The organism is Methylosinus trichosporium OB3b (assembly GCF_002752655.1).
In the GTDB taxonomy this organism is placed as follows: Bacteria; Pseudomonadota; Alphaproteobacteria; order Rhizobiales; family Beijerinckiaceae; genus Methylosinus; species Methylosinus trichosporium.
Window position 1 is genome coordinate 2,558,300 of sequence record NZ_CP023737.1, and the last position, 25,453, is coordinate 2,583,752.

General features: G+C 67.1%; 21 protein-coding genes and 1 tRNA gene. 17 read left to right on the forward strand and 5 right to left on the reverse strand.

Features of this window, described 5'->3' with window-relative positions; all coding sequences use genetic code 11:
* The first annotated feature begins 4 nt into the window (after positions 1-4).
* Both CQW49_RS12355 and glpK read left to right on the forward strand, forming a co-directional pair.
* Positions 5-322 carry a hypothetical protein gene (locus CQW49_RS12355; RefSeq protein ID WP_003609406.1) on the forward strand — a complete coding sequence of 106 codons (318 nt, stop codon included), beginning with the start codon at positions 5-7 and terminating at the stop codon, positions 320-322.
* 144 nt (positions 323-466) lie between these two features.
* Entirely contained in the window at positions 467-1,948 is a 1,482-nt protein-coding gene (gene glpK / locus CQW49_RS12360) for a glycerol kinase GlpK (RefSeq protein WP_003609404.1), read from the forward strand.
* Between the two features lie 17 nt (positions 1,949-1,965).
* Here the strand turns inward: glpK and CQW49_RS12365 are convergent, their stop codons facing one another.
* Positions 1,966-3,684, reverse strand: a complete 1,719-nt coding sequence (locus tag CQW49_RS12365) for a DUF4140 domain-containing protein (protein WP_003609402.1) — start codon at positions 3,682-3,684, stop codon at positions 1,966-1,968.
* 560 nt (positions 3,685-4,244) lie between these two features.
* Here CQW49_RS12365 and CQW49_RS12370 point away from each other — a divergent pair.
* The 6 genes from CQW49_RS12370 (at position 4,245) to CQW49_RS12395 (ending at position 9,198) form a co-directional block, all read left to right on the forward strand.
* Complete coding sequence (locus CQW49_RS12370) at positions 4,245-4,943, forward strand: response regulator transcription factor (RefSeq protein ID WP_003609400.1); 699 nt, start codon at positions 4,245-4,247, stop codon at positions 4,941-4,943.
* Between the two features lie 17 nt (positions 4,944-4,960).
* Positions 4,961-6,790, forward strand: a complete 1,830-nt coding sequence (locus CQW49_RS12375) for a sensor histidine kinase (RefSeq protein WP_024749734.1) — start codon at positions 4,961-4,963, stop codon at positions 6,788-6,790.
* A gap of 50 nt (positions 6,791-6,840) precedes the next feature.
* A complete protein-coding gene (locus CQW49_RS12380) occupies positions 6,841-7,284 on the forward strand; it encodes an HPr kinase/phosphorylase (RefSeq protein ID WP_003609396.1) in 444 nt (147 codons plus the stop codon).
* 195 nt (positions 7,285-7,479) lie between these two features.
* Positions 7,480-7,881, forward strand: a complete 402-nt coding sequence (locus CQW49_RS12385) for a PTS sugar transporter subunit IIA (protein ID WP_003609394.1) — start codon at positions 7,480-7,482, stop codon at positions 7,879-7,881.
* Positions 7,878-8,189, forward strand: coding sequence for an HPr family phosphocarrier protein (locus tag CQW49_RS12390; RefSeq protein WP_003609390.1), 312 nt, complete (start codon positions 7,878-7,880; stop codon positions 8,187-8,189). The genes CQW49_RS12385 and CQW49_RS12390 overlap by 4 nt, the downstream gene beginning before the upstream one ends.
* 61 nt (positions 8,190-8,250) lie before the next feature.
* Entirely contained in the window at positions 8,251-9,198 is a 948-nt protein-coding gene (locus CQW49_RS12395; protein ID WP_003609387.1) for a homocysteine S-methyltransferase family protein, read from the forward strand.
* A 15-nt stretch (positions 9,199-9,213) separates the two neighbouring features.
* Here CQW49_RS12395 and CQW49_RS12400 read toward each other — a convergent pair whose 3' ends face one another.
* Entirely contained in the window at positions 9,214-12,018 is a 2,805-nt protein-coding gene (locus tag CQW49_RS12400) for an AMP-binding protein (RefSeq protein ID WP_003609385.1), read from the reverse strand.
* 181 nt (positions 12,019-12,199) lie between these two features.
* Between CQW49_RS12400 and CQW49_RS12405 the strand changes: the two genes are divergently transcribed.
* The 3 genes from CQW49_RS12405 (at position 12,200) to CQW49_RS12415 (ending at position 14,541) form a co-directional block, all read left to right on the forward strand.
* Positions 12,200-13,078: a hypothetical protein gene (locus CQW49_RS12405; RefSeq protein ID WP_003609383.1), complete on the forward strand. Its 879-nt coding sequence runs from the start codon at positions 12,200-12,202 to the stop codon at positions 13,076-13,078.
* Positions 13,079-13,172: 94 nt separating this feature from the next.
* Positions 13,173-13,499 (forward strand): hypothetical protein, encoded by a 327-nt coding sequence (locus CQW49_RS12410; RefSeq protein WP_003609381.1) that lies wholly within the window; start codon positions 13,173-13,175, stop codon positions 13,497-13,499.
* A gap of 220 nt (positions 13,500-13,719) precedes the next feature.
* Complete coding sequence (locus CQW49_RS12415) at positions 13,720-14,541, forward strand: hypothetical protein (RefSeq protein ID WP_003609379.1); 822 nt, start codon at positions 13,720-13,722, stop codon at positions 14,539-14,541.
* A gap of 100 nt (positions 14,542-14,641) precedes the next feature.
* Here CQW49_RS12415 and CQW49_RS12420 read toward each other — a convergent pair whose 3' ends face one another.
* The gene (locus tag CQW49_RS12420; protein WP_003609377.1) at positions 14,642-14,938 is read right to left on the reverse strand and encodes a hypothetical protein; all 297 of its coding nucleotides are present in this window, start codon (positions 14,936-14,938) and stop codon (positions 14,642-14,644) included.
* A gap of 550 nt (positions 14,939-15,488) precedes the next feature.
* Positions 15,489-15,565, reverse strand: a tRNA-Arg gene (locus tag CQW49_RS12430).
* 190 nt (positions 15,566-15,755) lie between these two features.
* Between CQW49_RS12430 and CQW49_RS12435 the strand changes: the two genes are divergently transcribed.
* Positions 15,756-16,520, forward strand: coding sequence for an alpha/beta fold hydrolase (locus CQW49_RS12435; protein ID WP_024749730.1), 765 nt, complete (start codon positions 15,756-15,758; stop codon positions 16,518-16,520).
* A gap of 29 nt (positions 16,521-16,549) precedes the next feature.
* The gene (gene cysE, locus CQW49_RS12440; RefSeq protein WP_003609373.1) at positions 16,550-17,401 is read left to right on the forward strand and encodes a serine O-acetyltransferase; all 852 of its coding nucleotides are present in this window, start codon (positions 16,550-16,552) and stop codon (positions 17,399-17,401) included.
* Here cysE and CQW49_RS12445 read toward each other — a convergent pair.
* On the reverse strand, positions 17,362-18,027 hold the full coding sequence (locus CQW49_RS12445; RefSeq protein WP_003609370.1) for a TetR/AcrR family transcriptional regulator: 666 nt from the start codon (positions 18,025-18,027) through the stop codon (positions 17,362-17,364). The two genes, cysE and CQW49_RS12445, sit on opposite strands and share 40 nt — an antisense overlap.
* A 254-nt stretch (positions 18,028-18,281) precedes the next feature.
* On the opposite strand from CQW49_RS12445, the gene CQW49_RS12450 reads away from it, so the two are divergent.
* The 4 genes from CQW49_RS12450 to CQW49_RS12465 all read left to right on the forward strand — a co-directional run bounded on the left by CQW49_RS12450 (position 18,282) and on the right by CQW49_RS12465 (position 25,331).
* On the forward strand, positions 18,282-21,746 hold the full coding sequence (locus CQW49_RS12450) for an acyl-[ACP]--phospholipid O-acyltransferase (RefSeq protein WP_003609368.1): 3,465 nt from the start codon (positions 18,282-18,284) through the stop codon (positions 21,744-21,746).
* Between the two features lie 72 nt (positions 21,747-21,818).
* Positions 21,819-22,868 (forward strand): NADP(H)-dependent aldo-keto reductase, encoded by a 1,050-nt coding sequence (locus tag CQW49_RS12455; RefSeq protein WP_003609366.1) that lies wholly within the window; start codon positions 21,819-21,821, stop codon positions 22,866-22,868.
* 18 nt (positions 22,869-22,886) lie between these two features.
* Positions 22,887-23,351, forward strand: a complete 465-nt coding sequence (locus CQW49_RS12460) for a GNAT family N-acetyltransferase (RefSeq protein ID WP_003609364.1) — start codon at positions 22,887-22,889, stop codon at positions 23,349-23,351.
* A gap of 207 nt (positions 23,352-23,558) precedes the next feature.
* On the forward strand, positions 23,559-25,331 hold the full coding sequence (locus CQW49_RS12465) for a phospholipase C (RefSeq protein ID WP_003609362.1): 1,773 nt from the start codon (positions 23,559-23,561) through the stop codon (positions 25,329-25,331).
* Positions 25,332-25,453: the final 122 nt, after the last annotated feature.

A 25,453-nucleotide genomic window follows, 5' to 3' on the forward strand; every position in this document is an offset into this window, starting at 1 on the left:
GAAAATGTCGCAAATCGTCGAAGTCGCCGCCACCGAGCACCGTGCTTTTGGCGCTTTGGCGACCATCAGCGCCGGCGATCATCCGCCGCGCCGGCTGACCCGGCAGGAGGCGGGCATCCTCTCCCGCGCGCTGACCGCCGTCGCCGAGGGCGCGAGCGCCGAACGGCAGATTTTCATGAGCCCGATCGCCAGCGATCACGAATTCGAAGCCGAGGTGCGCGACGACGGCGTGACGCTGCGGGCCGCCGGCTGCGCCGATATTCTGCTCGACTGGACGCAGACGCGCATCCTCGCCGCCGCTCTGGCCGAATTCGCGGGGTGAACTGGCCCGAGTGAAGAGCGAGCCCGAAGGCTCGCGGTCCAGGTCCGCCCCTTGGACCGCGAGCCTTCAGGCTCGCTTCTTCTCGGGATGACGCAAGGCCTCGGAGCTGCCATCCTGCGCGCCGACCGGGCAGGGAGGCTCGAGATGAGCGGCTATGTCGGCGCGATCGATCAGGGAACGACCAGCACGCGCTTCATCATTTTCGATCGGCGTGGCGAGATCGTCGCGCTCGATCAGCGCGAGCACGCCCAAATCTGCCCGCAGCCCGGCTGGGTCGAGCATGATGCGGCGGAGATCTGGCGCAATGCGCAGGCGACCATCGAGGGCGCGCTCGCAAAAGCGCGTCTCGCGCCGAGCGATCTTTCCTGCGTCGGCCTCACCAATCAGCGCGAGACGACGCTGCTGTGGGATCGCCGCAGCGGCGCGCCGCTCGCCAACGCCATCGTCTGGATGGATGCGCGCACCGAAGCGCTCGTCGCGCGTTATTCGGCCGAGGGCGGCAAGGATCGCTTGCGCGCGAAGACCGGCCTTCCGCTCTCCACTTATTTCTCCAGCCTGAAGCTCGTGTGGCTGCTCGAAGCTCTTCCCGGCGCGCGCGAGCGCGCGGAGGCGGGCGAGATTTTGTTCGGCACGATGGACTCGTGGATCGCCTTCAATCTCACCGGGCTCCATTTCACCGATGCGACCAACGCCGCGCGCACGCAGCTGATGAATCTCGAAACGCTGCAATGGGACGAGGAGCTGTTGCGACTGTTCGCCATTCCGCGCGCCTTGCTTCCCGAGATTCGGTCATCGAGCGAAATCTACGGCGCCTGTCGCGGCGCGCTCGCGGGGGTTCCGCTCGCCGCCGCGCTCGGCGATCAACATGCGGCGCTGATCGGCGAGGCCTGCTTCGCGCCGGGCGACGCCAAGAACACTTATGGCACCGGCTGCTTTCTGCTGATGAATGTCGGCGAGACGCCGCGCGCCTCGACCAAGGGCCTGCTGTCGACGCTCGCCTATAAGCTCGGCGAGGCGAAGCCTGTTTACGCGCTCGAAGGCTCGGTCGCCATCGCCGGCGCGCTCACGCAATGGCTGCGCGACAATCTCGGGATCATCTCATCGAGCCGCGACATCGAGACGCTCGCGCGCAGCGTTCCCGACAATGGCGATGTCTATTTCGTGCCGGCCTTCTCGGGACTCTATGCGCCCTATTGGCGCGCGGACGCGCGCGGGCTGATCGCCGGGCTCACGCGCTTTTCCACCAAGGCCCATATCGCGCGCGCCGCGCTGGAGGCCGCGGCCTTTCAGACCTTCGACATTCTGGAGGCCATGGAGGCCGACAGCGGCGTCGCTCTCGCGGAGCTGCGCGTCGACGGCGGCATGTCCGCGAATGCATTGCTGATGCAGTTCCAGGCCGACATGCTGGGCGCGCCGGTGGTGCGGCCGCATTGCATCGAGACCACCGCGCTCGGCGCCGCATATGCGGCCGGCCTCGCAACCGGCGTGTGGAAGGATACGGAAGAAGTCGCCGCAATGTGGCGCGCCGGCCCGCGCTGGCGCCCGCTGATGCCGCGCGAGGAGCGCGACCGCCGCCTCGCCAAATGGCGCAAGGCGGTGGCGCGCTCCTTCGATTGGAGCGAGTGAACGTCGGAACGCGCCGTTCAGAATCTAGCCGCGAGCGGCGCGCTCGGCGCGGCCGTACCTTCGAAGGGATAGTAGCGAAAGCTCGTGTAGAACGTGTTCTCGGTTCCTCGCGGCGCGCCGCCGATTCCGGGAAAAGCGTCGCGGATCGTGTAGGAATATTGCACGCCGGCTTTCACCCTGCCGAAGTCGCCTTCGTAGAAGGTATGCCACACGCCGCCGGTGATCTGCCGAATGTCCTTGGTCTGTCCCGAGCAGCCGAACAATCCGCCGACGGGCGCGTTCGCCGCGGTTCCGACAGGCAGGAAGGGCAAGGTCGACAGCGCCTCGTTCTCGAGATTGCAGCCGAGATTATTGTAGAAGGGATTGCCATAGCCCCCGATCACCAATGTATTGCCATATTTCGCAATCTGCGGCTGCTTGCCTGCGAATTCACCGCCGGCGAACACATAGACGTCGGTGCGAGGCGTCAGATGCGCCGTCACGCCGGCGAGCAGCATGCGTTCGGAGATCGGCAGCGGCGCGCCGGTGACCGACCAGGTGGCGTCGGCGATCTGGCCCGCGCCATAGCGGCCGACGCCGCGGCCGATCATGCCGGAGAATTGGAAATCGATGAGCTTGGGCACGATCGGAACGACCACGCCGCCGCCGGCGCCGCCGCCCCACACGCGATGATTGCCCCAATAGGCGCGATCCGCGAACTCGCGCAGCATTCCGAAGCCTTCGACATGCACCGTGCGATCGCCGAGATCGATATCGCCGGCGACTTTCGTGATGAGATCGGGAAAGCGATTGAAGGAATAGGCGTTGAGAACGTTGTAGAGACCGCCGTTCGCGGCTTCCCCCAGCAGAAGCGGCGTCGTTATGAGGGGCAGCGCCGTCGTGCCCGGCACACCGGGCGACAAGACTCCCCAATTCGCGAAGGTCGTCGCCGATCCTTCGGCGGAGAAGCCCAGCCAGAGCTTCTTGTCGAAATCCGCGACGAAGCGCATCAGCGGCTGCCGCGCCCAGACGAAGCCTGGAATATATTGCGAATCGATCGTCGGCGGCAAAGCCACCGTCTCCGGCGTCATGCCTTTCGTGTTCAAGGTGACCAGAGACCATGCCTGGCCGGCGAGGAAATGCGCGCCATAAGCGTCCCAATCGATCTTGGTGAAGAGCTGCCTCAGGCGCAGGTTGTAGGAGTTGCTCTCATTATGGTTGGCGGTCTGCGCCGCGCCGAGAAAGTCGGTCTCGACATATCCCTTGATATGGGTGGCGTCATCGATATCGCCGGCGACGCCCAATGCGAGGCGGCTCTGCCGTGCGCTGAAACGGAACTCGGGCGTGCGCGATGTAGCGGAGAACGGAAACGGGATATTCTGCCAGGGCGTGTTCACATCGGCGCCGATCCAGCGGTTGCGCCAGACGCTCTCCAACGCGAGGAAGCCGCCGGGCGTGATCGTGAGGCCCCTGAAGCGAATTCCGGCGGGCCCGATCTTTTCGGCGGCCTCCTTCTCCTCCTTCGCCTTCTGCTTTTCCTGCTTTTCCTTTTTCTTGTCGGCGGCGGACGTCTTCTGCACCGAGTCCAGCTTGCTCTCCAACTTGCGGAGCCTGTCGGTGAGCGCGTGAATTTCAGCGCGCAGCTCGTCTCGCTCGGCCAGCGCCGGCGCAGCGAACGTCGGCGTCGGCGCGAATGTCGCGATGATGATCGAGGCGATCACGGACGGCGTCGCCGCGCCGCCGCGGAGCAATTTCATTCTCGCAATCCTCTTCTCGCGGCGTTCCCGGAAGCGCGCAGCCGAGGCTGCGAGCCGCGCTCGATGGAGATGGAGCCCGGGACCGGAGTCTGCCCAAAAAACGGTGATGAAATCGCAGACGCCACGTAACGCAACGCGTCGGCGTCAAAGCGCCGGGAATTGATTCGCGAAGCGTCGACAAGCTAAAAAGGAATTGCGTCCGTTCGACGAAACGTCGCCACGATGTTGGTCGACCCCGCACGCTGTCGGACAGCTTCGCTTTCGGCTCTAAGCGCAGCTTTCGCCGCAATTTCGCAACTTGGTGATTTGTGACGCGAACATGTATATAACGGCGAGCGAACGGTGAAGCAGCCGTCTTTGGGGCGGCCGCGCGCATGGCGGACGAGCCGAGCCACATTTCGGCCGCCGATATTCGCGAACGTGGCGGCCCGAGGGCGCCGGCCAGATGCGGCGGTCGCCGGACAGTGACGGTAGAGACGCGCCGAAAATGTCGCGGTGGCGTCGCGAAAGCATCACCGAGCCCGAAGACTTCGAGCGGGCGCAGACAGCAAAGGTTGATTATGCCGACCATCGCTCTCGTCGACGACGATCGCAATATTCTCACTTCCGTCTCGATCGCCTTGGAGGGCGAAGGCTATCGCGTGCAGACCTATACCGACGGCGCCGCTGCGCTCGACGGGCTGCGCGCCAATCCGCCGGATCTCGCCATCTTCGACATCAAGATGCCGCGCATGGACGGCATGGAGCTGCTGCGCCGCTTGCGCCAGAAATCCGATCTGCCGGTGATCTTCCTCACCTCCAAGGACGAGGAGATCGACGAATTGTTCGGCCTCAAGATGGGCGCCGACGATTTCATTCATAAGCCTTTCTCGCAGCGACTCCTGGTCGAGCGCGTGAAGGCGATCCTGCGCCGCGCCAATCCGAAGGAGGCGGCGGCGCAGAAGGAATCGGAAGCCAAGGTGCTGGAGCGCGGCGCACTGGTGATGGATCCCGAGCGTCACACCTGCACCTGGCGCGGCGATCCGGTCGTGCTGACGGTCACGGAGTTCCTGATCCTGCAGGCGCTGGCGCAGCGGCCGGGCGTGGTGAAGAGCCGCAACGCGCTGATGGACGCGGCCTATGACGATCAGGTCTATGTCGACGACCGCACCATCGACAGCCACATCAAGCGCCTGCGCAAAAAATTCAAGGTCGCCGATTCGGAGTTCGAGATGATCGAGACTCTCTACGGCGTGGGCTATAGATTCAAGGAAGCATGACAGCGATTCGGCCATCCATGACCATTGCCGCCGACAACGAGAATGTGGCCGCCGAAGGCTCGGGGCGCCGCCATCGCGTCGGACGCGCCGCCTGGATCAAGCTGCTGCGCCTGACGCGCGCCGCGCAATCGCGCCTGTCCTCGTCGCTGACGCGCCGCATCGTCGTGCTCAATCTGGGCGGCCTCGTGGCGCTGCTCGCCGGCTTTCTCTATCTCAATCAGTTCCGCGAAGGCCTGATCGACGCGCGTGTGCAGAGCCTGCAGACGCAGGGCGAGATCATCGCCGCGGCGATCGCGGCCTCGGCCACGGTCGACACCGACGCCATCACCATCGATCCGGAGAAGCTGCTGCGTCTCGCGCCGGGCGAGAGCTACAGCGTCGAGGAAGGCAGCCAGCCGTCGCTGGAGTTCTCGCTCAATCCCGAGCGCATCGGGCCGCTGCTGCGCCGCCTCGTGTCGCCGACGCGCACACGCGCGCGCATCTATGATCGCGACGGCTATCTCCTGCTCGATTCGCGCTCGGTGAGCGGCCGCTCCAATATTCTGCGCTTCGACCTCGGCCCCACCGGCGGCGCACAGCCGAATTGGTTCGAGCAATCGCTCGACGCCCTGCGGCGCTGGACGCGCCGCCCCGAGCTGCCGCTCTATGAGGACATCGGCGCCGGCAATGGCAAAGCCTATCCGGAAGTGGCGAGCGCGCTCGCCGGCGGCGCGCTGTCGGTGGTGCGCGCCAACCTCAAGGGCGAGACCATCATCTCCGTCGCCGTGCCAGTGCAGCGCTTCCGCTCGGTGCGCGGCGCGCTGCTGCTGTCGACGATGGGCGGCGACATCGACGCCATTCTCGCGCAGGAGCGCTGGGGCATCATCCGCATCTTCCTCGTCTCCGCCGGCGTCATGCTGCTGCTGTCGCTGCTGTTCGCCGGCGCCATCGCCGAGCCGATGCGTCGTCTCGCCGAGGCCGCCGAGCGCGTGCGCCGCGGCGTCAAATCCCGGCAGGAGATTCCAGACTTCTCGCAGCGCCAGGACGAGATCGGCCATTTGTCCGGCGCGCTGCGCGACATGACCACGGCGCTCTACAATCGCATCGAGGCGATCGAGCATTTCGCCGCCGATGTGGCGCATGAGCTCAAGAATCCGCTGACCTCTCTGCGCAGCGCGGTGGAGACTCTGCCGATCGCGCGCGACGACAACGCGCGCGCGCGGCTCTTGACCATCATCAAGCATGACGTCGGCCGGCTCGATCGGCTCATCACCGATATTTCCGACGCCTCGCGCCTCGACGCCGAGCTCGCACGCGCCGATATGGCGAGCGTGGATATTTCCGCCGTGCTGAAGACCGTGGTCGGCATGGCGCGCGAGATCGACCGCGGCGACGGCGTCGAGGTCACGCTCGACATCCGCCCCCTCGCCGACGCGCGCCGGCGCTGGCGCGTGCTCGGCCATGATTCGCGGCTCGCCCAGGTGTTCGACAATCTGATCGACAACGCCCGCTCCTTCTCCGCGCCCGGAAACGGCGTCCGCGTGACGTTGCGCGGCGAGCAGGCGATCGGGCCGGGCGGGCAGATGCTCGACGGTTATGAGATCATCGTCGACGACGACGGGCCGGGCATTCCGGCCGACGCCTTCGAGCGCATCTTCGAGCGCTTTTACACCGACCGGCCCGAGCAGGGCTTCGGCCAGAACTCCGGCCTCGGCCTGTCGATCTCGCGCCAGATCGTCGAGGCGCACAACGGCCGCATCCGGGCGATGAACCGCACCAAGGCGGAGCCGGAGGGGACCGATTCGGCGCGGCCCGGCGACGAGACCGTCGGCGCGCGCTTCGTCATCTGGCTGCCGGCGGCGAAATGACCGGGCTCGCTCTCCCTTCCCGCGCCGAGGGCGCCGAGGAGAGCCGGAGGATGATCCACGCCAATGCTCTGCTGGTCGGGACCGCGGGGGTGCTGCTGCGCGGCCCCTCCGGCAGCGGCAAGAGCGACATGACCCGCGAGCTGATCGCTCTCGCGCAGGGGGCGGGCCTGTTCGCGCGCCTCATCGGCGACGATCGCGTCGAGATCGAGAACTGCAACGGCCGCCTTCTGGCGCGGCCCCACCCCGCCATAGCCGGCGCGATCGAGGCGCGCGGCCTCGGCATTCTGCCGGTCGCGCATGAGCCCTGCGGAGTAATCCGATGTGTGATCGACCTGCGCGGGCGGGGCGAGGACAGGCTCCCGCGCCTGCCCGAACCCGAGCGCGCCTTCGCGAAATTATGCGGCGTCGCCCTCCCGCGGCTCGCGGCGGACGCCGGCGAAAGCGCGGCGGGGCGCAGGATATTTTCATTTATTCATGATCTTGTAGCATTTTAGCATCGGACGGAGGTTTTCGCTTGCCAATTTCGCCGCATCGCACAAAATGCCCTTCGAGGCGCCGCGAACGTCGGGACGACATTCGCGTTACTAATGTCGGGAGCCGTCATGCCGATCCTTGCCGATCCTTGCCGGCCCCTTCAGGTTTCGACGTTCTCGTTCTCTCGCGAGACGGTTCATGAGCGGTAGCTGCGAATGATCGGAATGGTCCTGGTGACCCATGGGCACCTCGCCACGGAGTTTCGCGCGGCGCTGGAGCATGTGGTCGGTCCGCAAAAACAGCTCGTGTCGATCTCCATCGGCCCCGAGGACGATATGGAGCGTCGGCGCCGCGAGATCATCGACGCCATCGCCGAGGCGGACAGCGGCGACGGCGTCGTCGTCTTGACCGACATGTTCGGCGGCACCCCCTCCAATCTCGCCATTTCGGTGATGAACGGCGGCAAGGTCGAGGTGCTGGCCGGGGTCAATCTGCCCATGTTGATCAAGCTCGCCTCGGTGCGCGACACGGCGCCGCTTGAGCAGGCGGTGTTGCAGGCGCAGGACGCCGGGCGTAAATACGTCTACATCGCCAGCCGAGTGCTCAACGCCAAATGACCATCGAGAGTGTATCCGCCGACGCTTCCGACGCCGCGCGCATCGTCCGGGATCTCGTGATCTGCAACCGCAAGGGGCTGCACGCCCGCGCGACCGCCAAATTCGTCCAGTGCTGCGAGCGCTACGAGGCCGAGATCACGGTCTCCAAATGCGGGGACACGGTCGGCGGCAGCTCGATCATGGGCATACTGACGCTCGGCGCCGCCAAGGGCGCGACCATCACCGTGACCGCCTCCGGCCCGCAGGCGCATGAGGCCATCGAGGCGCTGACGACGCTGGTCGGGAACCGGTTCGGCGAGGACGAGTAAGACTCTCGAAGAGCGAGTGGGCTCGGATCAGCGTCCGACTCGCCCATCTCGGCAGGACGGCATGGACTTTCTCCACTTCCTCGACTCCGGCGCGCATGCGATCGCCGAAGGAGCCGTTCTCGAACGCGTCCGGCGCGACCCTCGTCTCGTCCTCGACCCGCAAATTCTCCATGGCGGCTTGATCTACGAAGCGGCGGGCCGCGCGCGTCTCACCGAAATTCATTACGATTATATCAAATCGGCGCGCGACGCCGGCCTGCCGATCCTGACCTTCACCGACACTTGGCGGTGCTCCCACAAAGCCGTCGAAGCCTCGCAGTTTCGAGGCCGCCCCGTGAACGAGGACAACGCCGGCTTTCTGACCGAGCTTCGCGCATCCTTCGGCGAGGGCCCTTCGATCTTCGTCGGCGGTCTGATCGGCCCCTCCGGCGACGCCTACAAGCCCGACGATAGTCTCGACCGACGCGCCGCGCGGGCGTTCCATCAGCCGCAGATCGATGCGCTCGTCGGCGCCGGCGTCGATTTTCTGCATCTGGCGACGGCGCCGAATGTGGAGGAGGCGCAAGGCGTCGCCGACGCCATGGCCGCAACCGGCCTGCCCTATGTCATCAGCTTCGTCATCCGACGGACGGGTGTGGCGCTCGACGGAACGCCGCTCGCGGCCGCGATGCGCCGGATCGACGCGGACGCCTCCCGGCCGCCCGCCGGTTTTTCCGTCAACTGCGTTCATGCTTGTGCTCTCGAGACGGCCTTGGACGCGGTCGCGACCGCCGATCCCGACGTCTGCCGCCGCATTCTCGCCTTTCAAGCCAACACCGCCGACAATGAGGTCGAGGAGCTCGACGGCAGCGAGGAGCTGCGCACCGAGCCGGCCGCCGTCTTCGCCGCGAATTTGGCGCGCGTGCGAGAGCGCTTCGGCCTCCGCGTCGTCGGCGGCTGCTGCGGGACCGAAACCGGCCATATCGAGGCCCTCGCACGCAAGCTGACCTGTGAGGAGGTCTCAGGGTAGAACCCTCGCGCGGGTCTACGCTCGGCCCGGCTTCGCCAGCTCGTTTAGATCCGGCTCCCCGCATCCTTTCAGAATGACGCCGCGAACGGCGTCGCGCAGCTGCAGCGCGGCGGAAAAATCCGCCCCCTCCGCCCGGATCGGCGGCGCGATGCGCAGGGCGAGCGCGGCGCGGCGCGGGAACCACTGGTCGCTCCTCAACATAGAGCGCGTCCCGCGCAGAATGCCGGGATAAACCGGCAGGCCCGCCTCGGCGGCGATCTTGAACGCGCCCAGATAGAAGCCGGCGAGACCCGGCCGGCGTGAAAACGTCCCTTCTGGAAAGAAGACGAGATTGCGCCCGCGCGCGGCGGCGGCGAGCCGTTCCGCGTCGGCGACCCCGGCGGCGGCGTCGAATCGCTCGACGAAAAGGACGCCGAGCCGCCGCAGGAACGGCCCGGCGAAGATCTGCCCGGCGAGCTCGCGCTTGGCCACGAAGGCCGGCGCGCCGGGCAGAAAGGCTGCGAGCATCGCCACATCCATATAGCTCGAATGATTGAACACGAGCACGGCCCCGCCTACAGGCAGGCGCTCGACTCCTTCGACCGAGACGGGGACGCCGAGCGCGCCGAGCATCGCCCGGGCGATGCGCCGAACGACGCTCCAGCGCCGCTCGAGCCCAGGCGTCGCCATCGCCGCGATGAAGGCGGTCGCATAGCTGCAACAGACGACCAGCCACCACCACGACGCATAGGCCCGATCGCCCGCGCGGGCGGCGAGACGGGCGAGCCCGGGCCGCAACCCGGCGAGCGCGAGTCGGACGAGCTGCAGCCAGACGGCCCGCGGCGCGGCGCCGAGCCGCCCTCGAAGATAAAGGTCGCGGGCGGCGCTGCGCCGGATCTTGCCGCTTGAGGTCTTCGGCGTGGTGCGCGGTGGAACCAGCACGATCTCGTCGGCCGGCGTTCCGCCGATCGCGCTCATCGCCTCCTGCGCCTTCGCCTCCAGCGCGGCGCGAGCGCCGGTCTCGGTCGCGTAGGTTTCCGCCACGACGACGATCCGCTCCGTGCCCGAGCGCGGATCTGGAACGCCGAACACGGCGACGCAGCCCTTGCGAATCCCGTCGATGTCGCCGATCGCCGCCTCGATCTCCTGCGGATAGAGATGGCGGCCGGCGCGGATCAGAATATCCTTGACGCGCCCGGTCACGAAGACGTCGCCGCCGGCCATATAGGCGCGGTCGCCGCTGTCGAGCCAGCCATCGCGAATCAGCTCGCGCGTCTTGGCTTCATTGCGGAAATAGCCGGCGGTCGCCGACGGCCCACGAAATTCGAGGCGCCCCTCGCGCCGCTCGCCGAGCTCGCGCCCCGCCGCGTCGACGATGCGGATCTCGTGGCCCGGCAGCGGCTGGCCGCAGGCGACGATCTCCAGCGCGCCGGCGTCGCCGGGCGCGGCCGGCGCGGCCTCCCCGCGGAGCGTCAGAGCGTCGCGATCGACACGGTCGATGAGAGGCGCGCGGGCGAGCGGCGGAAAGGCGAGGCCGACCGCATTTTCCGCGAGCCCATAGACCGAGGCCATTGCCTCCGGGCGAAATCCATGAGGCCCGAATCTCTGCGTGAAGCGTCGGATCGTGCGCGCGCCGACCGGCTCGGCGCCATTGGCGACGAAACGCAGCGAGGACAGATCGAGCCCCTCGAGCTCGCTCGCGTCGATCTTGTCGAGGCAGAGCTCGAAGGCGAAATTCGGCGCGGCGCTCAGCGTCCCGCGATGCGCATGGATCGCGGACAGCCAGGCGGAGGGCCGCGCGAGAAAGGTGAGCGGCGACATCACATAGAGCGGCGCGCCGAAATAGAGGCAGCCGAACCAGGCGCCGATCAGCCCCATGTCGTGATAGAGCGGCAGCCAGCTCACGAAGACATCAGCGGAGGAGGCGGCGAGCGCCGCGCCCATCGCCCTGATATTGGCGAGGAGATTGGCGTGGCTCAGCACCACGCCCTTGGGATCGCCGGTGCTGCCCGACGTATATTGCAGCATGGCGGTCGCCGCGCCCGCGGGCGTCGCGGCGAGCTCGCCGGTCGCCTCCAGATCCGCGACGACGACGATCCGCTCCAGCGTCGGGGCGCCGCTCCGCGCGAAGCCGGCGAGGCGCGCCGCCTCCGGCGCGGTGATCAGCATTTTGACGCCGGCGTTGCGCAATATGCCGATCTGGCGGCGCAGGTGATCCTCGATCTGCGAGAGCCGCATCGGCGGATAGATCGGCACGGGAACGGCTCCGGCGTAGAGGACGGCGAAAAAGGCGACGAAGAAATCGAGCCCCGTCGGCAGCATCAGAGCAATGCGGTCGCCTGCCTCTATGTCGAGCGCCGCGAGCCCCGCCGCCGCACGCCGCGCCTGCGCCGCGAGGCCGCCATAGGTGAGCGCGCCGGCCGGCGTCGTCGCATCCTGAAGAACGGTGAGGTGCAGCCGCTGGGGATGGCGGGCCACATGCCATTCCAGCGCCTCGATCAGCGTGCGCGCCTCTGCCGCCGCCGCCGTCGGCGGCAGGGGAGCGGGCGCGCCCTCGACGCGCAGCGGCTCGGAGGCCGAGGCCTCGAGCGCCGCCAGCACGTCGCCGACGGTTTCCGCCCGTCCTATGGCCTCGATCGGCAGGCGCCGGTGGAAGCTGCGCTCGAGTCGCAGGATCAGCTCGGCGCGCGCGAGACTGTCGACGCCGAGGTCCTGCTCGAGCCGGCTGGCGAGGCTGGCCTCGACCGGCTGAGCGCGGCTCGGATGCAACTCTCGAGCGAAGCCGGCGACGATCCCGAGGAGCTCGCGTTGCGCCGTTCCGGACTCCCGGCAATGCGTCATGGCGCCACCTCAGGCGACAGCAGGCGCGGCGGCGGTCCCGTCGCGACAGAGCGGTCGACCGGCCCGCCGCCCTTCTGCACGCATAGATAGCGCGGCCCGATCGGCACGCCGCAAGCCTCGCGCAAGCCGACTCTGCCTAGCGTTGCAGATTAGATGCGCTATGACTGTGGAATTGCCGAAGATGGTTTCCCCGATCTCCGCTCTGACCTCCAGCTCCCCCGGCGTTCGGGCGCTTTCGCGCGTCGCCGCGGTCGCCGCCAAGGCCGATCCAGCGCCGGCCCCCGGCGCCGTCGCTTCCGCGCCGACGACGGCGTCGCCCGGCCCCGGCCTTCGCGACGCCTTGCCGGCCGGCTATCGCAACCTCAATCTACCGGTCGGCGCCGCGGATGCGCGGACGCAGCCTCCCGTCGCGCCGGCGGGAGCCGATTCGCTGCTCGCCGCCTATGGGCCGAATGCGGCGGAGCTCGCGGCGCTGCCGCGCCTCGTCGGCGCGCGCCTGCCGACCCGGACCATATTGCGCGAGTCCCAGGCCGCTGCGCTGGCCCGCGCCGAGGCGCGCGGCGAGACGCTGCGAGAATTTCTCGACGCGGCGCCCATCGTCGCGGAGATGAAGCGGCCGTCGCGCAACGCCGCCGACGCAGAGGCGACGCTGCGCCTCTCGCTGCTCGCCCGCGACGGCGGACGCGACACAGCGACGCTCGACGTCTATCTCGCCAAGACGGGGCCACGCGCGTTCGAGGCCGTGGTCTATGATCGCGATTTCGCCGCGAGCTCGGGGAGCTTTCCCTATTCGGCGCCGCCCGTGTCGATCGATCGATTGCTGCTCGATCCGACGGCCGCCGCTCTGATCGCCGCCGCCGCCGGCGTCGCTGCGCCGGCGCCCTTCGCGGCGGGCAAGGAGCGGCCGTCCCTGCTGGCGATCGCCCTGGCGATCACTCTGGCCTGCGCCACTCTGCTCGGGGTCGCCGTCGCGCTCGTCGCCGAACGGCCCTTCGCGGCCCTCGCGCTCGCCGCCGTCGGCCTCGGCGCCGCCGCGCTCGCCATACGTCTGCGCCCCTGAGCCCGCAGAATCCTCGAGAATCGACGCTCGCGGATCGGAACCAGAGTCTCGCCTCGGCGTTGTCCGCGCGGCAACGGAAAGAGGAGCGAGCGCCATGGAATCGCAACACGGCAATGAGCTTCAGGCCGATCTCGAGACTCTGCGCGAGGGGTTCAGCGGGCTCGCGGGTCATTTGACGGAAGCGCTCGGCGCGGTGAGCGCCGAAGTCCGCGGCGATGTGCGCAGCCGCATGCAAAAGCTCGGCGGCGACATCGACCGCGCCATCTCGGACGCGAGCTCCAAGGGCCAGCAGGTCGCACGCAAAATGTCCCCTGAGAATGTCGGCGGCGCGATCGAAAGCTCGATGCGGGAGCACCCCTTCGCCGCTCTGGCGATCGCCGTCGGCGTCGGCGCGCTCGTCGGCAGCCGGCTCGGTCGCTGACGGTTCTGGACAGAGCGAGCAAAACCGAAAAGAGCGCCGGAACCCACTCCGCGGCTCACGGGTTTCTCGCACGGGCCCGTCGATTGCGCGACAGCCCCGGAAAGTCAGCCGGAACGAGGGAAGAGGGACATGGACGGGATCATCTATCTTGTCGGCCTGGTCGTCGTCATTCTGGCGATCTTGTCGTTTCTGGGCCTTCGCTGAAGGAAAGGACGCCGTCATGACCGATGTCGCCGCGGACGCCGCGCGCTCGACCACGCGGGCCTATTCGATCGATTGGCCGGCGATCATCGCCGGCGCGCTCGTCGCGCTCGCCGTCTCCTTCATCGCGACGGCGTTCGGCGCGTCGCTCGGCCTGACGGCGACCTCTCCCTACGGCGGCGCGAGCCCCGCGTTCTTCTATATCGCGGTCGGGCTGTGGATGATCTTCATCGCCGTGTCGAGCTTCGCGGCGGGCGGCTATATCACGGGACGTCTGAGGCGACGCGCCGACTTCGCGTCGCAGCCAGAGACGGATCTGCGTGACGGCGTGAGCGGCTTGACCACATGGGCCGTCGCGGTGGTCCTCGGCGCGCTGCTCACGGCGGCGACGCTCGACTCGATCTCGAGATCGACGCCGACGGGATCGGCGCAGAGCAACGCCGCCCTCACCGATCGTTATGTCGATCGTCTGCTGCGCGGCGACGGCGACGTCGCCCGCGCCGCGCCGGTTCCCGAACCGATGCGGGAAGTGGTGTCGCGGCTCGTGATCGCGAGTCCGATGGGCAATTTTTCGTCGGAGGACCGGGGCTATCTCGTCAATGTCATCGCATCGCGAACCAATCTGCCGCCGGCTTCCGCCGACGAGCGCGTCGAGCGCGTCTCGACGGATATGAAGTCCGACGCCGACAAGGCGCGCAAGCTCGCAGTGTATTTCGGCTTCCTGACCGCGGCGACGCTCGCCATCGGCGCGGCGACCGCCTGGGCCGCGGCGAGGGTCGGCGGACGCCATCAGGATGAGAATATCGATCTTCGCGGCTTCGTGAAGCCATCGCGACGATAGGAGCGGACATCATGGGACGCAGCATTCTGCTCTGGATGATCGGCGTTCCGCTTCCGATCATCATCCTGCTGGCGCTCTTTTGGCGCTGATCCGCGCCGACTCAGCGCTTGCCGCCGGCCGCGCGGCCGGGATTCCAGGACGGGGGATCGCTCGCCGGAAATGATTCGACGCTCGATTCATAGACCGCGTCCTGATCCTGCTCGCCGATCGACAGGAGATCGATGACCTTCCCGTTTTGCGAAACTTTCTTCGCCAGGGTCTCGGCCTCGCGCGCGGCAGCGGAGGTGTCGACAACTCCTCTCAACACCGCCGATCCTGCTTCCAGAGAGATGCTGAGCTGGCGCGTCGCCGGCGCGGCGGGGGCCGCGAGCGAGCCGCGTGTCGTTTCTCGTTCCATGCCGGCTGTCCTCTCGATCGAAGCCAGGCCGCCGAGCCGAGCCGCCAAGCATCCCGGTCCGATTGGAAGGAACGCCCGATCGCCGCTGGAGTTCCAAATCGTCTCGAGCTCGAGCGCTGTGAGAGCCCCGGCCGGGCGCCGCGGGTCCTCGAATGAGCGCGCGCGCCCATCTCTGTCATTCGAAATTGATCGATCTTCTTCATTCAGCGAGCGTCACGCGCAGTGAAATGATCTTCCGTCGTCGCTATCCTGCCGGGAGATTTTCTGCATGGCAGTTCTCATCTGTCTCGATCGGTAAAACTTCCCGCCGCGGCGATGCGTCGCATCGGCGAAGACGGGAAAGACCGGAGCGAACATCGTTCCCGCATGCGCATCGCGGATCGTGTCGCCGTGCGAGCCGCAGGCGCCGAGGCCGACCGGAGGCTCGAGGGTCGCCGCGAAACAATCGAGACATGATTGCGACGCTTCAGACATGAAGCTGGCGTTGCGAAACGCCGCGCCCACGTCACATTGACGCGGCGACGTTATGTCGATCATCGGATGGAAAAAGTGGCGCGCCCGAAGAGATTCGAACTCCTGACCCCCAGATTCGTAGTCTGGTGCTCTATCCAGCTGAGCTACGGGCGCCCTCGTGTCGGCGGGGCGGGCTCGCGGCCCGCCGGCTTCGTCACGTTGGCGTCGTTTAGCGTCTCGCAAGGCTCTTGGCAATAGACGATATTTCATGTCTTGATCGGCTTGCGGGGCTTCACGGGTGCGATAAGTACCGGCGATCCTGAAAGCCCGCGCGCGTTCGATGTAATAGAAATGGAAATTCATGATGGAGCAGTTCGAGTCGAACGGTGTGCAGCTCGCCTATGTCGATTTTCCTCCGCTCGCGGAGGATCGTGGAGAGCCGATCGTTCTCGTTCATGGCTTCGCCTCGACGCATGCCGTCAACTGGCTCTTTCCCCAATGGGTCAAGACACTGACGGAAGATGGTCGGCGCGTTCTCGTGCTCGACAATCGCGGCCATGGCAAATCAGAAAAGATTTACGATCCTGCGGCCTATGACGTCGCGCTGATGGCTGCGGACGTCGCCCGCTTTCTCGACCATCTCGGCGTCGAACGCGCCGACGTCATGGGCTATTCGATGGGCGGGCGAATCGCGACGCGCCTCGCCATCGACCATCCAGCGCGCGTTCGCTCGCTGATTCTCGGCGGCATCGGCGCCAATCTCGTCACCTCCGCTCTGCCGCGCGGCCTGTCCGAGGCGATGGAGGCCGAGCGCATCGAGGACATCGACGATCCGTTGCTCAAGATGTTCCGCGGCTTCGCCGAAGCGTCGCGCTCCGATCTCGCCGCGCTCGCCGCCTGCGCCAGAGGCGCGAATCAGATCATCGATCGGGCCGCGCTCGCGCATATCACCGCGCCGGTGCTGATCTGCGTCGGCACGCGCGACGAAGTCGCGGGCGATCCGCATCCGCTGCAGCCGCTGTTTCGGGACGCGCATATCGTCGACATACCGGGACGCGACCATAATCGCGCCGTCGGCGATCGCGTGTATAAGCAGGCGGTGCTCGACTTTCTCGCCCATCGCGAATAGCGAGAGGCGCTCCCTGCAGGAGGTCCGCCATGGCTACGGCTCCACAGGAAAAGACCGGCGCGGCGCAAATCCATGCGCTCGCCGGCGCCGATCCCCTGTTCGCGCGCGCCCATGCCGAGGCGCGCGACGCCGCCGAGCGCGACCCGAACATGGCGAGCTTCCTCTATGCGGCCGTGCTCTCGCATGATTCGCTCGAGAGCGTCGTCGCCTATCGGCTCGCCCAGCGGCTCGAGGCGCCGGACATGCCGGGCGCCGTGCTCGCGCGCCTGCTGCTCGACGCAATGGCGCGCGACCAAGGCTTCGGCGAGGCGCTGCGCGCCGATCTCGTCGCCGTCTTCGATCGCGATCCGGCCTGCGCGCGCATCCTCGAGCCGACGCTCTACTTCAAAGGCTTCCATGCGATCGAGACGCATCGTCTGGCGCATGGGCTGTGGCGATCGGGGCGCAGCGATCTCGCGCTGTGGCTGCAGAGCGCGTCCTCGGCTCGGTTTCAGACCGACATTCATCCGCAGGCGCGCATCGGCAAGGGGTTCTTTCTCGATCACGCGACCGGCGTCGTCATCGGCTCGACCAGCGTGATCGAGGACGAGGTGTCGATGCTGCATGGCGTGACGCTCGGCGGCACCGGCACGGCGGCGGGCGCCCGCCACCCCAAGGTGCGCCGCGGCGTGCTGATCGGCGCCGGCGCGAAAATTCTCGGCGACATCGAAATCGGCGAATGCGCCCGCATCGCCGCCGGCTCGGTGGTGATGGAATCCGTGCCGGCGCACAAGACCGTGGCCGGCGTGCCGGCCCGCATCATCGGCGACGTCGGCGCCGCCGAGCCGTCGCTGACGATGGATCAGCTGCTCGACGAGCCGGCGCACGATCCGGGGCTCTGAGCGGCGGGGCTCTCAGCGGCAAGACCCGCAGCGAAGGCGCGCACGAGCCGCTCGAGCTCGGCGTCGAGCGTCGCGGCCGGCGTCGGCGCGATCTTCTCCTCGAGGCCGAGGAAGACGACCCCATGGACGGCCGAGAACAGGCTGCGCGCGAGCCGCGCGCGGGCGGCGGGCGGCTCCTGCGGCAGCAGGCGGGCCAAAGGCGCCTCGATCAGCGCGAACAGCCGGTTCTGATCCTCGAGGAACCAGGCCGGAACGGCGCGGCCGCCGAGGCGATGCTCGAACAGCGCCCGCCACAGCGTCTCATGGGCGCGGGCGAATTGCAGATAGCCGCGCGCGAGGCGCGACAGCTCGTCGGCCGCGGCGCCCGCGTCCCCGGTCGCCGATTCGAGCGCGCCCTCGAGCGCGCTCAGGGTGCCGGCGCCGATCGCGAGGATCAGTTCGTCGAGATCGGCGAAGACCGTGTAGATGGCCCCGACTGCGCAGCCGGCGGCCGCGGCGAGATCGCGAGCCTTGAGGCTGGAGAGGCCGCCCGCCTCGATCGCGGCGCGGCCGGCGACGAGCAGACGCTCGCGCAGCTCGGCGCGGCGGGCGACGGCGGCCGAGACAGGACGCTCTTGTTGGGTCATGATCGGGTCTCCCGCGCGACGAGAGGCGGTCGCGCCCCTTTTCCGACTGGCGTGAACGACGTTCCAAGATTTGCTTGAACGGCGTTCAGCTCGTGCTATGATCCGCGTTGAACGGCGTTCATAGCAGGAGCCGCCGAATGATCAAGAGCTGCATCCGCGCCTCGCCATGGCCTCGAGCCCCGACCGAAAACCCGCCCTTAAACCCGAATCGGCGACAAGCTTCCTTCTCGCCGCGCGCAAACGGAACATCGACGATGTCCGATCATCTCCTCCTCGCCAGGCGCTTCGCGCCTTTGTTCTGGTGCCAGTTCTTCGCCGCCTTCAACGATAATTTCCTCAAGAACGCGCTGGTGCTGCTCATCCTGTTCAAGATCGGCGGGGCGGAAGGCGAATCGCTCGTCACTTTGGCCGGAGCCGTGTTCATCGCGCCCTATTTCATTCTCTCGGCGCTCGGCGGGCAGATCGCCGACAAATTCGACAAGTCGCTCGTCGCCCGCCGGCTGAAGCTCGTCGAGATCGGCGCGGCGGCGATCGCGGCGACCGGCTTTCTGCTCGCCTCCGTGCCGGTCCTGTTCGCCGCGCTCGTCGCCTTCGGCGCGCTCGGCGCGCTGTTCGGCCCGGTGAAATACGGGATTCTGCCCGACCATCTGCGCGAATCGGAGCTGCCCGGCGGCAATGCGCTCATCGAGGGCGCGACCTTCCTCGCCATTCTCGCCGGCACGATCGCCGGCGGCCTCGCCATGCGCGGCGGCGGCGAGCCGCTGCTCACGGCCATCGGCGTCGGCGCCGCGGCGCTCGCCGCCTGGGGCTCGGCCCGCTTCATTCCCTCCACGGAACGCGCGGCGCCCGATCTGAAGCTCGACCCCAACGTCCTGCGCTCCACCTTCGCGCTGCTGCGCGAATTGTGGCGGGACACGCGGCTGTGGCGCGTCGGCGTCGTCACCAGCATCTTCTGGCTCGTCGGCGCCATCGCTCTGTCGCTGCTCGCGCCGCTGGTCACGCGCACGATGCACGGCTCGGAACTGGTCGTGACCCTCTATCTCGCCGTCTTCGCCATCGCCATCGCCGCCGGCTCGGGCCTCGCCTCCTTCCTGCTCGCCGGGCGCATCGTGCTGCTGCCGGCGGCGATCGGCGCGGCGATCATCGCCGGCGCGTCGATCGATCTTTGGCTGACGCTCTCGTCTCTGTCGCCGGTCGAAGCGAGCGAGGCGCTCGAAACCGCCGAGTTCCTCGCCCAGCCGGGCGCCTGGCGGGTCACCGTGGACCTCGCTCTGCTCGCCATGGCCGGCGGGCTGATGATCGTGCCCTCCTTCGCCGCCATTCAGGCCTTCGCGCCGAGCTTCGAGCGTTCACGCATCATCGCCGCCGTCAATGTGCTCAACGCCGCCTTCATGGCCGGCGGCACGCTCGCCGTCGCTCTGCTGCAGGCGCAGGGCGTCACCGTGCCCAGCCTCTTCCTCGGCATGGGCGCGCTGATGGCGCTCGCCGCTCTCTGGATCTACAAGGCCGTCGTCGTCTCCCCTTTTCGTGACGCCCTGTCGATCGTCTTTCGCGCCTTCTACCGGCTCGAGGCGAAGGGTCTCTCCAATCTCGACAGGGCCGGCAAAAATCCGATCATCGCGCTCAATCATGTGAGCTTCCTCGATGCGGCGGCGATCCTCTGCGTGCTGCCGATCGATCCGGTCTTCGCCATCGATTCGGGCATCGCGAAAAAATGGTGGGTGCGGCCGTTCCTGAAATTCGTGCGCGCCATTCCGCTCGATCCGACACGCCCACTCGGCGCGCGCACGCTGGTCAATGCGGTCAAGAACGGCGATCCGCTGATCATCTTCCCGGAAGGGCGGCTCACCGTCACCGGCAGCCTGATGAAGGTCTATGACGGCGCCGGCCTCATCGCCGAGAAGAGCGGCGCTCTGGTGGTCCCCGTGCGCATCGAAGGCGCCGAGGCGACCATGTTCTCGCGCCTCTCGCGCGCGCAGGCGCGGCGGCGCTTCTTCCCCAAATTGACGCTCTCCCTGCAGGAGCCGGTGAAGCTCGCCGTCGATCCGGCGCTGAAGGGCAAGGCGCGGCGCATCGCCTCGGGCGCGGCGCTCTATGAGATAATGTCCGATCTCGTGTTCCGCACCAGCCCGATCGACCGCACATTGCATCGCGCGCTCGTCGAAGCGGCGCGCGTGCACGGGCCCGGCCGCATCGCGCTCGAGGACCCGATCGCAGGGACGCTCACCTATCGGCGGCTGCTGATCGGCGCTCATGCGCTCGGCCGCAGGCTGATGCAGAAATCCGAGCTCGGCGAAGCCATTGGCGTCATGCTGCCCAATTCCAACGCCGCGGCCGTGACTTTCTTCGCCGTCGTCGGCGCCGGGCGCGTCGCGGCCATGGTGAATTTCACCGCCGGCGCCGCCAATATCCGCGCCGGCCTCACGGCGGCGCAGGCGAAGACGCTGCTCACCTCGCGCGCCTTCGTCGAGAAGGGCAAGCTCGACAGGCTCGTCGCCGCGCTGGAGACGGATTTCCGCATCCTCTACCTCGAGGATCTGCGCACGGAGATTGCGCAGGGCGACAGGCTGCGCGCCATGCTCGGCCATCGCCGCCCGCTTTGCCCGCGCAGCCCGGACGATATGGCCGCCATTCTCTTCACCTCGGGCTCGGAAGGCGCGCCCAAGGGCGTCGCGCTCTCACACAAGAATCTGTTGGCCAATGCCGCGCAAGCGGCGGCGCGCATCGATTTCGGCCGCACCGACAAGATCTTCAGCGTGCTCCCGGTGTTCCACTGCTTCGGGCTCAATGTCGGCTTCGTGCTGCCGCTCGTCTCCGGCGTGCCGATCTATTTCTATCCCTCGCCGCTGCACTACAAGCTGGTGCCGGAGCTCGTCTATGGCGTCAACGCCACCGTCCTGCTCGGCACCGACACTTTTCTCGCCGGCTATGCGCGCGTCGCCCATTCTTATGACTTCCGCTCCTTGCGCTATGTGATCGCCGGCGCCGAGCCGGTGAAGCAGAAGACGCGCGACATCTATCTCGAGAAATTCGGCATTCGCATTCTCGAGGGCTATGGCGTCACCGAGACGGCGCCGGCGCTCGCGCTCAACACGCCGATGTTCAACCGCTTCGGCACGGTGGGACGGCTGCTGCCCGGCATGGAGGCGCGGCTCGACGCCGTGCCCGGCGTGGCGCAGGGCGGGCGCCTGTTCGTGCGCGGCCCCAATGTGATGCTCGGCTATCTGACCGCCGACGCGCCGGGGCGGCTGAAGCCGCCGCACGAAGGCTGGCACGACACCGGCGACATCGTCGCGATCGACGCCGAGGGCTTCATCACGATCAAGGGCCGCGCCAAGCGCTTCGCCAAGATCGGCGGCGAGATGATCTCGCTCGCCGCGGTGGAGGCGCTCGCCGCCGATCTGTGGCCGAACGCCCCGTCCGCGGCGGCGCGCGAGCTCGATCCGCGCAAAGGTGAGCGCATCGTGCTGGTCACCGAGCGGCGCGACGCGGCGCGCGCCGACTTCCTCGCCTTCGCCAAGGCGAAGGGCGCGGCGGAGCTGATGGTCCCCGCCGAGATCATGATCGTCGAGCGCCTGCCGCTGCTCGGCTCCGGCAAGATCGACTTCGCCGGGGTCGCCACGATGGTCCGCGACCGCGACCGCTACATATTGCCCAATCCGCGCGTGCCCAACGGCGTGTTCGGCCGCATCGACGGCGGCGGAACGCGAGGCGCGTGAACGGCAGTTTGCAAGCCGTCGCCCGACGGTTAGGATTCGCCGAACGCCCGCGGGCGACGGAGCTTATAGAATATGGACTACAGACGACTGGGCCGAACCGACCTTCGCGTCTCGGCGATCATGCTCGGCACCATGACCTTCGGCGAGCAGAACAGCGAGGCCGAAGGCCATGCGCAGCTCGATCATGCGCTGGATCGCGGCGTCAATTTCATCGACACGGCGGAGATGTATTCGATCCCGCCGCGCGCCGAGACGCAGGGCTCGACCGAGCGCATCATCGGCAGCTGGCTGGCGGCGCGCAAGAACCGCGACAAGGTGATTCTCGCGACCAAGGTCTCGGGCCGCAGCCAGAGCCCCTACATGCGCCCCGATGGCGAGGCCACGCGGCTCGACCGCGCCAATATTCATTATGCGATCGACCAATCGCTGAAGCGTCTCCAGACCGATTACGTCGATCTCTATCAGCTGCACTGGCCGGATCGCCCGCTGCCGCTGTTCGGCGCCGGCGGCACGATCTACAAGGCGCCGCCGCCGCTCCCCGAAATTCCAATCGAGGAGACGCTCGAGGCGCTCGGTGAGCTGGTCGCGGCCGGCAAGGTGCGGCATGTCGCGCTCTCCAACGAGACCTCCTGGGGCGTCGCGCGCTTTCTGAGCGCGAGCGAGCGCGGCGCCGGGCCGCGCATCGTCTCGATCCAGAACGCCTATAATCTCCTCAACCGCACCTTCGAGATCGGGCTCGCCGAGACGGCGATGCGCGAGGATGTCGGCCTGCTCGCCTATTCGCCGCTGGCGCAGGGCTATCTCACCGGCAAATATCAGAACGGCGCGCGGCCGCCCGGCGCGCGCACCACTTTGTTCGAGCGCGGCCAGCGCTATGAGAAACCGGGCGTCGCGCAGGCGATCGACGCCTATCTGGCGCTGGCGAAGGAGGTCGGCGTCTCGCCGGCGAAGCTTTCTCTCGCCTTCGTCACCTCGCGGCCGTTCGTGACCTCGAACATCATCGGCGCGACGACCATGACTCAGCTCGAGGAGGATCTCGCCTCGCTCGATGTGACGATCACGCCTCAGATCGAAGCGCGCATCGACGAGATTCACCAGCTCCACAGCAATCCGGCGCCGTGACCGGCGAAGGCGATCAGCATGGATGTGACGCTGCGGCTGGCGCCGCTGGATGAGAAGCCGAAGATCGCCGCGCTGCTGCGCGACTATCTCGTCGAGCTCGGCCCCTGGGGCTATGGCGAGCCGGACTATCCGTTTCTCGATTCCTATTGGCGCGAGGAGCGGCGCAGCCCTTTCCTGATCGAGTCGGGCGGCGCGCTCGCCGGCTTCACGCTGGTGAACGCGCTGTCGATCTCCGGCTATGCGGTCGACGCCTCGATCGCGGAATTCTATGTGCTGCCGGCGTTTCGCCGCCGCGGCTGCGGCGCCTTCGCGGCCGCGCTCGCCTTTCGGGCGCGGCCCGGCTGGTGGGAATTGTCCTTCCATCGCGACAACGCCGCAGCGCGCGTGTTCTGGCCGTCCGCAGCCGAGCGCGCCGGCGCCAAACGTCTGCAGTTTTATGACGTCGGCGAAAGCCGCATTTTGCGTTTTCGCATGGCGCGATGAGCGAAGCAGTGTCACAACAGCTTTATTTTTCCAGCTAAAGCGTTGCTATATAAAAATGAATCGTCACGCCTTCGGCCCGTCACGAGAACGCATTGTGTTCGACATGCGGCGGCAATGAGACCGGGGCAGTTTCCGCGCCGCAACCCAATGGGGCGCGTCTTCCTCGGCGCGATGTCCGCGACCGATGAGACGCTTTGGAGGGGCGATATGCGTTCGGTACTCAGATCGATATGCCTTGCGACGACTGCGCTGTGCGCGGCTCCCGCCTTCGCCGGTTCGACGGTGACGCCGATCCGCCACGTCATCATCATCGTCGGTGAGAACCACACCTTCGACAATGTGTTCGGCACCTATCAGCCGACTGGCGGCCAGACGGTCCACAACCTGCTCAGCCAGGGCATCGTCAACGCCGACGGCACGCCCGGCCCGAATTTCAAGCTCGCCCGCCAGCGCATCGGCTCGGACGAGAGCAAGTATCTCGTCGAGACGCCCTCGCCGAGCGCCTATAGCGTTCTGCCGCAGCCCTGGACCACTTATGCTCTGTTCCAGCCGGCCGGCGTGCGCGACTCGCGCTTCCCGATCGATCTGCCGAACGGCCCGTATCAGATCACCAAATATGCGCCGTACAGCTCGTTCACGGGCGACCCCGTCCATCGCTTCTTCCAGATGTGGCAGCAGATCGACGGCGGCAAGCACGACAAGTTCGTCTGGGTCGAGAAGTCGATCGGCACCGGCACGAATGGCAATCCCGTTCCCGCCAAGGGCTTCAACCCCAAGGAGGGCGCGATCTCCATGGGGTTCTATAATATGAACCCCTATCAGGACGCGGCCGGCGTCGATCAGCCCGGCGACGCGCAGATCTTCAAGGCGCTGGCCGACCGCTATGCGATCAGCGACAACTTCCATCAGTCGATCATGGGCGGCACGGGCGCCAACTTCCAGGCGATCGTCAGCGGCCATGCCGCCTTCTTCACCAATCCCACCAAGCTCGACGGCTCCGCGGCGGTCCCGTGGCAGAATCAGATCGAGAACCCGGACCCGCTGCAGGGCACGAACAACTACTACACCCAGGACGGCTACAGCGGCGGCTCCTATGTGAAGTGCGCCGACTCCACGCAGCCGGGCGTCTCCGCGGTGGTCGCGCAGCTCAAGAAGAACAAGGTCAAGACCAACTGTGCGAGCGGCCACTATTATCTGGTCAACAACTACAACATGTATTGGAACCAGACCAGCGACCAGCATCGCGATCTCGGCTCCAGCAAGTTCGTGCTGCCGCCGCAGACGGCTCCGACCATCGCCGACGTTCTGACGCGGGCCGGCGTGTCCTGGAAATATTACAGCTCCGACCGCGGCGACGACGCGACGAAGTTCGCCGACTCGGTCGACGGCGTGCCGCTGCTCTATCACTCCTATTGCGGCATCTGCGATCCGCTCACCGGCTATAAGCAGATCATGACCCGCAAGCTGCAGGAGGCGAAGCTCCAGAACTACGGGAACTTCCTGCAGGACATCAAGGACGGCACGCTGCCCGCCGTCTCTTTCGTGCGGCCCTTCGAATATCTCGCCGGCCATCCGGCCAACTCCAACAACGAGCTCTATGAGCAGTTCGTCGACTCGCTCATCAAGCGCGTGAAGAGCAATCGGGCGATCTGGGACGACACCGCGATCTTCGTCACCTATGACGAAGGCGGCGGCTACTACGACTCGGGCTATGTGCAGCCGGTCGACTTCTTCGGCGACGGCACGCGCATTCCGCTGATCGTCGTGTCGCCTTATGCGAAGAAGGGCTATGTCGATCACACCTATTACGACCATGTCTCGATGCTGAAATTCATCGAGCACAACTGGAAGCTGGGCAAGATCTCCTCGCGCAGCCGCGACAATCTGCCCAATCCGGTTCACACCGCCGCCGATCCCTATGTCCCGACCAATATTCCGGCGATCGGCGACATGATGAACATGTTCAACTTCCCCAAGTGAGACTTCCCCAAGTGAGACGGGGATAGACGAGCAGAACGAAGGGCGGCCTTCAGCGCCGCCCTTTTTCTTTCGCGCAACTCCTCCGCCCGATCGCCCTGCGAAAAATACGCATCGCCCTTCCC

Bases quoted from the DNA above. Each gene is read 5' to 3' on its own strand.
- CQW49_RS12415 (WP_003609379.1), top strand. From the start codon at position 13,720: ATGACCGATGTCGCCGCGGACGCCGCGCGCTCGACCACGCGGGCCTAT.
- CQW49_RS12420 (WP_003609377.1), bottom strand. From the start codon at position 14,938: ATGGAACGAGAAACGACACGCGGCTCGCTCGCGGCCCCCGCCGCGCCG.
- glpK (WP_003609404.1), top strand. From the start codon at position 467: ATGAGCGGCTATGTCGGCGCGATCGATCAGGGAACGACCAGCACGCGC.
- CQW49_RS12365 (WP_003609402.1), bottom strand. From the start codon at position 3,684: ATGAAATTGCTCCGCGGCGGCGCGGCGACGCCGTCCGTGATCGCCTCG.
- CQW49_RS12380 (WP_003609396.1), top strand. From the start codon at position 6,841: ATGATCCACGCCAATGCTCTGCTGGTCGGGACCGCGGGGGTGCTGCTG.
- CQW49_RS12435 (WP_024749730.1), top strand. From the start codon at position 15,756: ATGGAGCAGTTCGAGTCGAACGGTGTGCAGCTCGCCTATGTCGATTTT.
- CQW49_RS12445 (WP_003609370.1), bottom strand. From the start codon at position 18,027: ATGACCCAACAAGAGCGTCCTGTCTCGGCCGCCGTCGCCCGCCGCGCC.
- CQW49_RS12465 (WP_003609362.1), top strand. From the start codon at position 23,559: ATGCGTTCGGTACTCAGATCGATATGCCTTGCGACGACTGCGCTGTGC.
- CQW49_RS12405 (WP_003609383.1), top strand. From the start codon at position 12,200: ATGGTTTCCCCGATCTCCGCTCTGACCTCCAGCTCCCCCGGCGTTCGG.
- CQW49_RS12410 (WP_003609381.1), top strand. From the start codon at position 13,173: ATGGAATCGCAACACGGCAATGAGCTTCAGGCCGATCTCGAGACTCTG.
- CQW49_RS12400 (WP_003609385.1), bottom strand. From the start codon at position 12,018: ATGACGCATTGCCGGGAGTCCGGAACGGCGCAACGCGAGCTCCTCGGG.
- CQW49_RS12375 (WP_024749734.1), top strand. From the start codon at position 4,961: ATGACCATTGCCGCCGACAACGAGAATGTGGCCGCCGAAGGCTCGGGG.
- CQW49_RS12385 (WP_003609394.1), top strand. From the start codon at position 7,480: ATGATCGGAATGGTCCTGGTGACCCATGGGCACCTCGCCACGGAGTTT.
- cysE (WP_003609373.1), top strand. From the start codon at position 16,550: ATGGCTACGGCTCCACAGGAAAAGACCGGCGCGGCGCAAATCCATGCG.
- CQW49_RS12460 (WP_003609364.1), top strand. From the start codon at position 22,887: ATGGATGTGACGCTGCGGCTGGCGCCGCTGGATGAGAAGCCGAAGATC.
- CQW49_RS12355 (WP_003609406.1), top strand. From the start codon at position 5: ATGTCGCAAATCGTCGAAGTCGCCGCCACCGAGCACCGTGCTTTTGGC.
- CQW49_RS12370 (WP_003609400.1), top strand. From the start codon at position 4,245: ATGCCGACCATCGCTCTCGTCGACGACGATCGCAATATTCTCACTTCC.
- CQW49_RS12390 (WP_003609390.1), top strand. From the start codon at position 7,878: ATGACCATCGAGAGTGTATCCGCCGACGCTTCCGACGCCGCGCGCATC.
- CQW49_RS12450 (WP_003609368.1), top strand. From the start codon at position 18,282: ATGTCCGATCATCTCCTCCTCGCCAGGCGCTTCGCGCCTTTGTTCTGG.
- CQW49_RS12395 (WP_003609387.1), top strand. From the start codon at position 8,251: ATGGACTTTCTCCACTTCCTCGACTCCGGCGCGCATGCGATCGCCGAA.
- CQW49_RS12455 (WP_003609366.1), top strand. From the start codon at position 21,819: ATGGACTACAGACGACTGGGCCGAACCGACCTTCGCGTCTCGGCGATC.